Origin of the sequence: Pseudoalteromonas sp. SR43-5, from assembly GCF_014163835.1 — a bacterium.
Taxonomy (GTDB): Bacteria; Pseudomonadota; Gammaproteobacteria; order Enterobacterales; family Alteromonadaceae; genus Pseudoalteromonas; species Pseudoalteromonas distincta.
On the sequence record NZ_JACJEA010000010.1, the window covers coordinates 117,897 to 129,130 of the forward strand.

At 40.2% G+C, this 11,234-nt stretch carries 14 protein-coding genes; 11 read left to right on the forward strand and 3 right to left on the reverse strand.

Annotated elements, in window-relative coordinates:
• Positions 1-21: 21 nt before the first annotated feature.
• Genes H5090_RS08080 through ruvX (H5090_RS08090) form a run of 3 tightly spaced genes read left to right on the forward strand, consistent with a single transcriptional unit; the run spans position 22 to position 1,238 of the window.
• Positions 22-579, forward strand: coding sequence for a YqgE/AlgH family protein (locus H5090_RS08080; protein WP_165723832.1), 558 nt, complete (start codon positions 22-24; stop codon positions 577-579).
• Between the two features lie 37 nt (positions 580-616).
• The gene (gene ruvX, locus H5090_RS08085; protein ID WP_404936425.1) at positions 617-751 is read left to right on the forward strand and encodes a Holliday junction resolvase RuvX; all 135 of its coding nucleotides are present in this window, start codon (positions 617-619) and stop codon (positions 749-751) included.
• Between the two features lie 37 nt (positions 752-788).
• A complete protein-coding gene (gene ruvX, locus H5090_RS08090) occupies positions 789-1,238 on the forward strand; it encodes a Holliday junction resolvase RuvX (protein WP_002961947.1) in 450 nt (149 codons plus the stop codon).
• Between the two features lie 73 nt (positions 1,239-1,311).
• Here the strand turns inward: ruvX (H5090_RS08090) and H5090_RS08095 are convergent, their stop codons facing one another.
• Positions 1,312-2,448 carry a PilT/PilU family type 4a pilus ATPase gene (locus H5090_RS08095; RefSeq protein ID WP_182695446.1) on the reverse strand — a complete coding sequence of 379 codons (1,137 nt, stop codon included), beginning with the start codon at positions 2,446-2,448 and terminating at the stop codon, positions 1,312-1,314.
• Between the two features lie 9 nt (positions 2,449-2,457).
• Positions 2,458-3,498 (reverse strand): type IV pilus twitching motility protein PilT, encoded by a 1,041-nt coding sequence (locus H5090_RS08100; RefSeq protein WP_024596218.1) that lies wholly within the window; start codon positions 3,496-3,498, stop codon positions 2,458-2,460.
• A 2-nt stretch (positions 3,499-3,500) separates the two neighbouring features.
• On the opposite strand from H5090_RS08100, the gene H5090_RS08105 reads away from it, so the two are divergent.
• The 8 genes from H5090_RS08105 (at position 3,501) to H5090_RS08140 (ending at position 10,528) form a co-directional block, all read left to right on the forward strand.
• The gene (locus tag H5090_RS08105) at positions 3,501-4,214 is read left to right on the forward strand and encodes a YggS family pyridoxal phosphate-dependent enzyme (protein ID WP_182695447.1); all 714 of its coding nucleotides are present in this window, start codon (positions 3,501-3,503) and stop codon (positions 4,212-4,214) included.
• 17 nt (positions 4,215-4,231) lie between these two features.
• Positions 4,232-5,053, forward strand: a complete 822-nt coding sequence (proC, locus tag H5090_RS08110; protein WP_182695448.1) for a pyrroline-5-carboxylate reductase — start codon at positions 4,232-4,234, stop codon at positions 5,051-5,053.
• 26 nt (positions 5,054-5,079) lie between these two features.
• The gene (locus H5090_RS08115) at positions 5,080-5,613 is read left to right on the forward strand and encodes a YggT family protein (RefSeq protein WP_002962568.1); all 534 of its coding nucleotides are present in this window, start codon (positions 5,080-5,082) and stop codon (positions 5,611-5,613) included.
• A 60-nt stretch (positions 5,614-5,673) separates the two neighbouring features.
• A complete protein-coding gene (locus H5090_RS08120; RefSeq protein ID WP_154903714.1) occupies positions 5,674-6,117 on the forward strand; it encodes a DUF4426 domain-containing protein in 444 nt (147 codons plus the stop codon).
• Between the two features lie 4 nt (positions 6,118-6,121).
• Positions 6,122-6,721 carry an XTP/dITP diphosphatase gene (locus tag H5090_RS08125; protein ID WP_039488314.1) on the forward strand — a complete coding sequence of 200 codons (600 nt, stop codon included), beginning with the start codon at positions 6,122-6,124 and terminating at the stop codon, positions 6,719-6,721.
• Positions 6,718-7,854, forward strand: a complete 1,137-nt coding sequence (gene hemW, locus H5090_RS08130; protein ID WP_002962575.1) for a radical SAM family heme chaperone HemW — start codon at positions 6,718-6,720, stop codon at positions 7,852-7,854. The genes H5090_RS08125 and hemW overlap by 4 nt, the downstream gene beginning before the upstream one ends.
• Positions 7,855-7,933: 79 nt before the next feature.
• Positions 7,934-9,769 carry a DUF885 family protein gene (locus H5090_RS08135; RefSeq protein ID WP_182695449.1) on the forward strand — a complete coding sequence of 612 codons (1,836 nt, stop codon included), beginning with the start codon at positions 7,934-7,936 and terminating at the stop codon, positions 9,767-9,769.
• A gap of 90 nt (positions 9,770-9,859) precedes the next feature.
• Positions 9,860-10,528: a hypothetical protein gene (locus H5090_RS08140; RefSeq protein ID WP_182695450.1), complete on the forward strand. Its 669-nt coding sequence runs from the start codon at positions 9,860-9,862 to the stop codon at positions 10,526-10,528.
• On the opposite strand, the gene H5090_RS08145 is transcribed toward H5090_RS08140, so the two are convergent.
• Positions 10,511-10,954 carry a hypothetical protein gene (locus H5090_RS08145; RefSeq protein ID WP_182695451.1) on the reverse strand — a complete coding sequence of 148 codons (444 nt, stop codon included), beginning with the start codon at positions 10,952-10,954 and terminating at the stop codon, positions 10,511-10,513. The genes H5090_RS08140 and H5090_RS08145 overlap by 18 nt on opposite strands.
• Positions 10,955-11,234: the final 280 nt, after the last annotated feature.

Below are 11,234 nucleotides of genomic sequence, written 5' to 3' on the forward strand. Positions count from 1 at the left end.
TAACTAAAAAGGGTGAAATCTATGCAGTCATTAGAAAATCATTTTTTAATCGCGATGCCGTCAATGCAAGACCCTTTTTTTAAACGTGCTGTTACCTATATTTGTGAGCACAATGAAGATGGGGCTATGGGCTTGGTAATAAACCAACCTATTGATGTTACTGTTGGCGAACTTTTAGATAAAATAGAAATTGATAACGACAAAACGCAAAACGCAGCAAAAGTAAGTGTGTTTGCAGGTGGACCCGTTAAAACTGACCGTGGTTTTGTACTGCACTCTCCCCAATCGGGTTATTCAGCAAGTCAAAAACTCAGTAGCGATATTATGATCACTACCTCAAAAGACGTTTTAGCAAACTTAACCACTGCACAAGCACCAGAGCAGTTTATTATTACACTTGGTTATTCAGGGTGGGAGCAAGGACAACTCGAACAAGAGTTACTTGATAACAACTGGTTGATCATAGAAGCCGATCCGAAGATCATTTTTGATACCCCCGTTGAAAAACGATGGGAAAAAGCAGTTTCAATGTTGGGATTTGATATTAGCCAACTCAGCCCTGAAGCTGGTCACGCATAATAGTAACTAACCCTTAGCAAACTTAAACAAGATACACATGACAAAAAAATCGCTTAAGCCGCAAGGCGAACGCACTGTAATGGGCTTTGACTTTGGCACCAAAAGTATTGGTATTGCTATTGGGCAAGAGTTAACCGGCAGTGCGTCTAGCCTTAAGGCTGGTCACGCATAATAGTAACTAACCCTTAGCAAACTTAAACAAGATACACATGACAAAAAAATCGCTTAAGCCGCAAGGCGAACGCACTGTAATGGGCTTTGACTTTGGCACCAAAAGTATTGGTATTGCTATTGGGCAAGAGTTAACCGGCAGTGCGTCTAGCCTTAAGGCTGTAAAAGCACAAGATGGCATTCCTAACTGGGACCATATCGCCGTACAAGTAGCCGAGTGGCAGCCTGACTTAATGGTTGTTGGTTTACCACTAAATATGGATGGAACATCACAAGAGGTTACCTTTAAAGCAAAAAAGTTTGCCAACAGATTGCATAATCATTATGGCATTCCTGTGCAAACACAGGATGAGCGCTTAACGACAGCGGATGCTAAAGCGCGACTTTTTGAAAGTGGCGGCTATAAAAACTTAGGTAAAGGTAACGTAGATAATATGTCTGCGGTTATTATTTTAGAAAGCTTTTTTGAATCTAGTTACGGTGAATAAACTGGCTATATAAACAACCCTTTATACAAATAAAAAAGCGCCAATTGGCGCTTTTTTATTAATTACTTTTAAATTATTGATCGCTATTTTTATCATCAAGGCCATCAATAGTAACGCCCTGTAAAAAGCCCGCACCTTGTTGTTCGTTATTGCGCAGTTTTATCATTAAGCGTAAATCATTTGGTGAGTCAGCATGGTGCAGTGCATCAGCGTAGTTAATTCGCTGCTGTCTGTACAACTCAAATAACGCTTGGTCAAAGGTTTGCATGCCCATCTCTTTTGACTTAGCCATTGCCTCTTTAATTCCGCCAATATCACCATTTCTAATCAGTTCAGCGACCATTGGTGAGTTAAGCAATATTTCAATAGCTGCAACACGGCTTTCACCATCAGCAGTCGGCACTAATTGCTGAGCAACAATGGCACGTAAGTTAAGTGCTAAGTCGTACTTAAGCTTATCGTGTTTTTCTTTTGGTACTAAATGCATAATACGGTCAATCGCTTGGTTCGCATTATTAGCATGTAGTGTTGCAACACACAGGTGACCGGTTTCAGCAAAGCTTAGGGCGTATTCCATGGTTTCTTGCGAGCGAATTTCACCAATCAAAATAACATCTGGAGCTTGGCGTAATGAGCTTTTAAGTGCCGACTCAAAGCTTTCTGTATCAAGCCCTACTTCGCGCTGAGTAATAATACTTTTACGATGCTCATGAACAAACTCAATCGGATCTTCAATGGTCAGTATATGACCTCGTTGGTTACGGTTTCGATAACCAATAAGTGCAGCTAGTGAGGTCGACTTACCCGTACCTGTACCACCTACAAACAAGACAAGACCGCGTTTAGACATAATTACATCTGTCAGCGTAGATGGCAGACCTAAATCACTTACATCAGGAATTTGCGTCACAATACGGCGAATAACCATACCCGCTCTATCGCGCTGCCAAAAAGCAGAAATACGAAAACGCCCTTCGTCGGTAGCAATCGCAAAGTTACATTCTTTCGTTGTATGAAACTCTGCTTTTTGCTTTTCGCTCATTGCAGATTCTACTAACTCAAGTGATTGCTCATCAGTCAGTCTATCGTCACTGAGAGCTGTTAGTTCACCGTTTATTTTTGCACTCACGGGTAATTGACTCGATACAAATAGGTCAGAACCCTTTTTCTCAATCATTATGAGTAAAAAGTCGTTTAAAGATAAAGCCATAATAATTTCTTACCCACCAAATTGTGTTTTGTCTTGCGCTTTTTCTTTCGCTGCCGTATTTGTAACAATACCGTGATTAACTAAATTAGTTAAACACTGATCCATTGTTTGCATGCCCACAGACGCACCGGTTTGAATAGACGAATACATTTGTGCAATTTTATCTTCACGAATTAAGTTACGAATAGCAGGAACTGCAATCATAATTTCGTGTGCTGCAACTCGCCCACCACCAATTTTTTTAAGCAGTGTTTGTGAAATTACCGCACGTAAAGATTCAGATAACATTGAGCGCACCATAGCTTTTTCTTCACCTGGGAATACATCAATAATACGGTCAATAGTTTTTGGTGCAGATGTTGTATGTAGCGTGCCAAACACTAAGTGACCCGTTTCGGCAGCAGTCATTGCAAGACGAATTGTTTCTAAATCACGTAACTCACCCACAAGTATTACATCAGGGTCTTCACGCAATGCACTACGTAGCGCGTTTGAAAAGCTATGTGTATCGCGGTGAACTTCACGTTGGTTAATTAAACTTAATTTATTATCGTGAACAAACTCGATTGGATCTTCTATTGTTAGAATATGGTGATGTTTATTTTGATTTATATAATCGACCATAGCGGCAAGTGTTGTTGATTTACCAGAACCCGTTGGCCCTGTTACTAACACGAGTCCACGTGGGGTATCAGAGATTGTTTTAAAAATATCTGGCGCACCTAAATCATCAAGCGTTAACACTTCACTTGGTATGGTACGAAATACCGCAGCAGGCCCGCGATTAGAGTTAAACGCATTCACACGAAAACGTGCTAAATTAGGCACTTCAAACGAAAAATCCACTTCGAGGTTTTGTTCGTAGTCCTTGCGTTGATTATCGTTCATAATATCGTAAACCAGACTGTTTACGTCTTTGTCTGCAAGGGCTGGTATATTAATGCGGCGAACATCACCGTCTACGCGTATCATAGGTGAAACACCCGACGATAAATGTAAATCGGATGCTTTGTGTTGCACACTAAACGCTAATAATTCGGTAATATCCATTTATGACTCCACAACTAACTGATAAATATATGGTTACAATAGCAGAACGACTCACATCCGCCTACGCTAGAATTGCAGACGCGGCAAAAAACACACAGCGAAACACTAACGAAGTTACTCTACTAGCAGTGTCTAAAACTAAACCAAGTGAAGATATTATTGCAGCTTATGAGCATGGTCAGCGCGAATTTGGTGAATCTTATGTTCAAGAGGCTATAGATAAAATAGCTCAACTACAGTCATATAGCGACATCATTTGGCATTTCATTGGCCCTATTCAATCAAATAAAAGTGCATTAGTAGCTGCTAACTTTGATTGGGTGCAAAGTGTTGATCGCATAAAAATAGCAAAGCGATTAGATTCCCAGCGCCCAAACGATAAACCACCTCTTAATATACTTATTCAAGTAAATATAAGTAATGAGGAAGCAAAGTCAGGTTGCCGCCGCGATGAAATAGATGAACTTGCAAATTTTATTAACCAATGTGAGCACTTAACACTTCGAGGTTTAATGGCAATTCCCGCTAAAAGCGACAAACTGGATACGCAAATTCAATCTTTTGAGCAATTACAAACTTGCTTTGATAAACTAAAGACCCAATATCCTCAAGTAGATACTTTGTCGATGGGTATGAGTAACGATGTTGAAGCTGCCATTAGCGCAGGCTCAACCATGGTAAGGATCGGCACAGACATTTTTGGAACACGAACTTAAAAGGTGATAACAGATTTATGTCAGATAAAAAAATCGCATTTATAGGCACAGGTAATATGAGCTACGCCATTATTGGTGGCATGGTAAAAAACGGCTTTAACGCAAGTAACATAATTGCGACTAACCGCAACCAAGAAAAGCTTGAAAAGGTAGCATTTGATTTCAAGGTGCAAACCACCAGTGACAATAACGAAGCCCTGCGCGATGCTGATGTAATTGTTTTGTCTGTTAAACCACAAATGATGGGCGATTTATGTAAATCGTTTCAAGAGTCGGGCGTAGATTTTAGCGATAAACTGTTTATTTCTGTTGCGGCGGGCTTAACTGTAAAACGTTTACGTGAAATGCTAGGCCAAGACGTTAAAATGGTACGTTGCATGCCAAACACGCCATCTTTATTAGGTCGCGGAGTATCAGGTTTATATGGTGCGGGCGAAACACAAAGCGAACACGAATTTGTACAACAAGTTTTTGAATGCACGGGCATTGTTGTATGGGTGGAAAAAGAGTCACAAATTAACGATATTATTGCTGTAACCGGCTCATCACCTGCTTACTTTTTCTTATTTATGGAAGCCATAGAAGAAAAAGCAAAAGCGCTGGGCTTTAACGATGAAGACGCTCGTCGCCTGGTACAACAAACAGCTCTTGGCGCTGCCGAAATGGCACTTAGCCAGCCTGATATTAATATTTCGCAACTACGTTCAAACGTAACATCTAAAGGCGGCACTACTCACGCAGCTGTTGAGCACTTAAAAGACGAAGGCTTAACTAAAACCGTTGGCGATGCAATGGATGCGTGTATTGCGCGTGCAGAGCAAATGGAAAAAGAACTTTAAAACCACTTTTTATTGAAGGTTACACTATGAATGCCATGCAATTTTTAATCAGTACCCTGTTTGATTTGTTTTTAATGGTGGTATTACTGCGCTTTTGGCTGCAGTGGGCAAAAGCCGACTTTTATAATCCAATGAGCCAGTTTGTGGTTAAAGCCACTTCGTTTGCGGTAAAGCCACTGCGTAAAATCATTCCGGGGTTTGGCGGACTTGATTTAGCATCTCTGTTGCTGGCATTTATAGTGGCTGTAGCCAAAATTAGTACTTTAATGCTTGTTATATATAATGCGTGGGCAATACAGCCTGTACTTATTCAAGCACTTATAACGGTACTAAAAGAAGGCCTTAATTTAGTATTTTGGGTACTTATTATTCGCGCTATTTTAAGTTGGGTTAGCCAAGGCTATAACCCTATAGAAGCGGTTTTCCACCAGCTTACTGAACCAATGCTAAAACCAATTCGTAAAATATTACCATCAATGGGTGGCTTAGATTTATCAGTTTTAGTGCTTATTATTGGTATTCAGTTTTTGCAAATGCTGCTTATGGATTTTTTAGTCTAATATGGATTTTTTAATTAGAGGCCCAAAGGCCTCTTTTTTATATGTTTTGAGGAATACATAATGAACCGTTTAATTAAGTTTTGTTTTATTGCTTGTTTAGCATTTGCATTTAACGCGCAAAGCGAAGAAATGCAGGGCGCACAATACAAAGAGCTTGGCCCTTGGCAAGTGCATTACATCGCCTTTCCTTCTACTTTTATTCAGCCAAAAATAGCAAAAGCGTACAACCTTGAGCGCAGTGGCTACAAAGGGGTTGTAAACATTTCTATATTAAAAAATGATGCCGATAAAACAGCACAAACGGCAAAGCTTACAGGCACAGCTAAAAACCTACTTGGCAACAAACAAACGCTTACTTTTAAAGAAGTAAAAGAAGGTGAGTCAATTTATTACCTTGCCCAAGTTGATTACACCAACGAAGAGATTTTACGCTTTGAGATTGAAATACAACAAAGTAATCAATTTCAAAAATTACAGTTTCAGCAAAAATTTTACGTAGATTAATAACATGACCAAAACTTTAGTACTTGCTACAGGTAACCCTGGCAAAGTAAAAGAGCTAGCTAACATGCTAAGCCCTTTGAATATTAATGTAGTTCCACAGAGCGATTTTAACGTAGGTGAAGTTGCCGAAACCGGCACTACCTTTGTTGAAAATGCCATTATTAAAGCGCGCCATGCTGCTAAAATTACTGGCATGCCTGCTATTGCCGATGACTCAGGTTTGGAAGTTGATGGCCTAAATGGCGCACCCGGTGTTTACTCAGCCCGTTTTGCAGGCCCAGGTGCCAGCGATCAAGATAACATTGATAAGTTACTTGTAGATTTAGGTGATAACCCTATTCGCAGTGCACGTTTTTGGTGTGTACTGGTGTTAATGCGCCACGCAGACGACCCTACTCCGCTTATTTGTAGTGCTAGTTGGGAGGGCGAAATTACGCTCACTCAAAATGGCAACGGTGGATTTGGTTACGATCCTGTGTTTTTTGTAGCAGAGAAAAATTGTACGAGTGCTGAGCTTACAAAAGAGCAAAAAAATGCAGTGAGTCATCGCGGACAAGCGCTGCAAAAATTATTACTAGAACTACAGCAAAAAGGCGGCCTGTGAACCTTCCACCACTGAGCTTATATGTGCATGTGCCTTGGTGCGTGCAAAAATGCCCGTACTGCGATTTTAATAGCCACGGACAAAAAGGTGAAATACCTGAAGCTGAATATGTTCAACACTTAATTGATGACTTAAAAGCAGATTTGCACTTAGTGCAAGGACGTAAAATTCACAGCATTTTTATTGGTGGCGGCACACCAAGCTTATTAACTGGTGCAGCTTATACCCGTTTATTAAATGAAGTCGACAACCTAATTGGGCTTGAAGAACACTGCGAAATCACCCTTGAAGCCAACCCTGGTACAGTAGAAACAGGTCGCTTTAAAGATTACGTAAAAGCAGGCATTAACCGTATTTCTATCGGTGTGCAAAGCATGCAAAACGACAAGTTAAAAGCACTTGGTCGGATTCATGGCAGCGACGAGGCAAACTATGCCGCGCAACAAGCTAAAGAAGCCGGTTTAAATAGCTTTAACCTTGATTTAATGCATGGCTTACCTGGGCAAACACTTGATGATGCTCTGAGTGATTTAAAACAAATAATAGCGCTCGATCCACCGCATATATCTTGGTATCAACTAACTATTGAACCCAATACTCAGTTTGCTTCAAAGCCCCCTACCTTGCCACAAGATGAAACACTGTGGGACATTCAAGAACAAGGGGTTGAGTTACTCGCGCAAGCAGGTTACGTGCAATACGAAATATCGGGCTATGCAAAACCGGGCTATCAATGCCAACATAACTTAAATTATTGGCGTTTTGGCGATTATCTCGGTATTGGCTGCGGCGCACATGGTAAGGTTACTGATGCAAATACAGGGCTTATAACGCGTACCGAAAAGGTTAAACATCCACGCGGCTATATGGATTTAATTAAACCATATATGTATAAAAGCTGGCATGTAGAGCAGGACGATTTAGCGTTTGAATTTTTTATGAATCGCTTTCGCCTTGTTGAGCCTTGCCCAATTAATGATTTTAATAAACTAACAACACTGCCGCTGCAAAGTCAGCAAAGTGCATTAAACCAAGCAATAAATAAAGGTTTATTGACTCAAACAGACAGCCATTGGCAGGTAACCTTAAAAGGTCATCGCTTTTTAAATGACCTGCTAGAATTGTTTGTGTAGCGCTAAGGCACTGCACAACAATATAAAACTAATAAATATAAATCACCCTAATGGGTTTCTAACAACAAAAGGGAAAACAATGCGTAAACTCACTTTTATTGCGGCCGCAGTAAGCGTTGCACTACTTGCTGGCTGCCAGCAAACAACACAACAATCTACTTCAGCCCCTATTGCACAAGAAGTTCAATCACAACAAAGTGAAATAGACAAAGCCAATGCATTTTTTGAAGATACATTTAACCGCGATGTAATGAGCAGCCCTGTATATCAAACATACATGGGGATTAAGCAAGATTACGATAAATGGGACGATGGCAGCGAAGAAAGAAAGCTTAAAGATTTAGCACAAACAAAAGCTGACCTAGTTGCATTAAAAGCAATTAATCGTGATCTATTAGATGATGCAACAAAAGTTAGCTACGACTTAAAAAAACAGGATCTTGAAAGCTCAATTGCTGACTTTAAATGGCGCTACCATAATTACCCTGTGAACCAAATGTTTGGTACGCATTCTATGATCCCTGCGTTTTTAATTAATCAGCACTCAATTAGTAATGTAAAAGAAGCTAAAGACTACATTTCACGCCTAAATGGTGTAACTGGTGTTATTGATCAGCTTATCGTTGATTTAACTGTACGTGCAGAAAAAGGCATCATAGCCCCTAAATTTGTATTCCCGCATGTTATTGATTCAAGCAAAAACATTATTCACGGTGCACCGTTTGAAAAAGGCGATGATTCTACATTGCTTGCTGACTTTAAACGCAAAGTAACAGCGCTTGAAATTAGCCAAGACGAAAAAGACTCGTTAATCAGTGATGCATCAGATGCATTAAAATCGGCTGTTAAACCATCTTACTCTAAGCTAATTAATTACCTAGCGCAGCTTGAGAAACGTGCTGATGATCGCGATGGCGCATGGAAATTACCAGATGGCAAAGCGTTTTATAACAACGCACTTAAGCGCACTACAACAACAGATTTAACGGCTAAAGAAATTCATGCAATTGGTTTATCTGAAGTGACACGTATTCATGATGAAATGCGTGAAATTAAAGATAAAGTAGGCTTTAAAGGCGACTTAAAAGCGTTTATGCAGTTTATGAAAACTGACAAACAATTTTACTACCCTAATGATGCACAAGGTAAGCAACGCTACCTTGATGAAGCCACTGGACTTATTGATACAATGAAAACACGCTTAGATGAGTTATTCATTGTTAAACCAAAAGCTGATTTAAAAGTAAAAGCAGTTGAAGCATTCCGTGAAAAAGCAGCGGGCAAGGCATTTTACCAACAGCCAGCTCCAGATGGTTCACGCCCAGGTATTTACTACGCTAACCTTTATGACATGGAAGCTATGCCAACATATCAAATGGAAGCACTTGCTTACCACGAAGGTATTCCGGGTCACCACATGCAAATCGCTATTTCGCAAGAACTAGAAGGCGTTCCTAAGTTCCGTAAATTTGGTGGTTACACAGCGTATATTGAAGGTTGGGGTTTATACTCAGAGTTCATTCCTAAAGAAATGGGCATGTACTCAGACCCTTACTCAGATTTTGGTCGTCTTTCAATGGAGCTATGGCGCGCATGTCGTCTAGTGGTTGATACGGGTATTCACGCGATGAAGTGGACTCGCCAAGAAGGTATTGATTACTACGTAAATAACACGCCTAATGCAACATCTGACGGTGTTAAAATGGTTGAGCGTCACATTGTAATGCCTTCACAAGCAACGGCTTATAAAGTGGGTATGCTTAAGATTTTAGAGCTTCGTGAAGACGCTAAAAAGCAACTGGGTGATAAGTTTGATATTCGCCAGTTCCACGACGTAGTGCTTAAAAATGGTCCTGTACCACTAAATGTACTAGAGAACTTTGTTAATGAATGGGTAGCAAGCAAAAAAGCTTAAAACCAATTTAAACAATTGCTTTAAATATGAAAGGTCGCATTTGCGGCCTTTTTTGTTTTATAGTAGTAAAAAAGATTTTTGGAAATAATAATGGATTTAAGCGTACAACTACTTAATGCGCGTATTTCAAAGCAACAGTTAAATGAGCTCGATAACGACTTTAAGCAGTTAAGCCCTGCTCAGCAAACTTTGCAGCTTAACCATTTATATGACAGCGCCCAACGGTTAAGTGTTAAGTATGACTTTATGCAAAACATAGCAACGCGGATATTAAGCTCTAACACAGCGCCTTCTCCATTTATTAATCAACTCACTAATATTGACGCATTGAGCTTTTTTACCCCTGCGCTGAAAGTAAATAAAGGCTTTTTAGTACAAGATACACAAGGAAATAACGTACTGCACAATGTGTTTAAGCATGCCGATGCTACAAAGCTGCCATTTAACTATGTGCGCTCTTTGATGTTGTTTGAATCAAATGATGAGTTAGCTAAAGCGCTGGCGCAGCCCAACTCTCATGGCTTAACACCGGTTGCCTGCTACATAGCCTATGCAAATAAACCTAGCACACCGGTAAAGCATGAATTTTCAGCTTTGTTAGCATTAATGGAAATAGAGCAAAAACAAAATCCGAACGCAAAACAGCAGCTTATTAACGTATTAAAAGGACAAAAAGTTAACGAGACCACAATTTTACTGAGCGCCGCTTACTTGCAACGCTCAACGGCGCAAGTTGCTCACTTAATCAAGGCGCTTTAATTCACTCACAACTTCTGTACGCACTCTGTCTATGGCATGTGTAATAGATTGCGCAGCACTTTGGTGATCAACCATATTTGGCCAATTTGTTTGCCAGACCTTTTGTAAGTCTTTTGTTTTTAAATGTACTTCATCAACGGCTAAGTAGTTTAAGTCATGAATTAAGTTAACTTTAACCCAGCCTTTTCTGGGGCTGCCATCTATTTTGTTATTATCGTAATGTGCCGCAAATACAATAAGCTCAAGCTCGGCTAGTTCTTGTAAGATTTGAAAGCTAGCAATGCGTGTATTGTTGTTATCTTCACTTGCCTCCATCTGCCATGCATTATAACTAAAGCCTATAAACGCAAATACTACGCTCACTATAGCAGTGAAAAAATACGAACGGGGCGCCAGTACAAGCTGACCATATTTAGACTCTGACATATTATTTCCTAGAGCCTGTTTATCTTTCGAGGTTAAATTTGCAGCAGTATGTTTGGTATTTAGGCAAGGCAGAGCCTATGTAGTGTGGTTATTTCCCATAAATAGGCGATAACGTGGAATAAATGCCAAACATACGCTGCCCGAAGGGTTCTACCTAGGGGCAATTTACTCTTTGTTGCCTACATGGATGTAGGTAAGGGGCGTGAGCAGGACGCGGAAGCTTTGCTCGGTTTTTACTTAGCCCGCTAGGTTACAAACCTCACGCCGCGATTAAATCGCC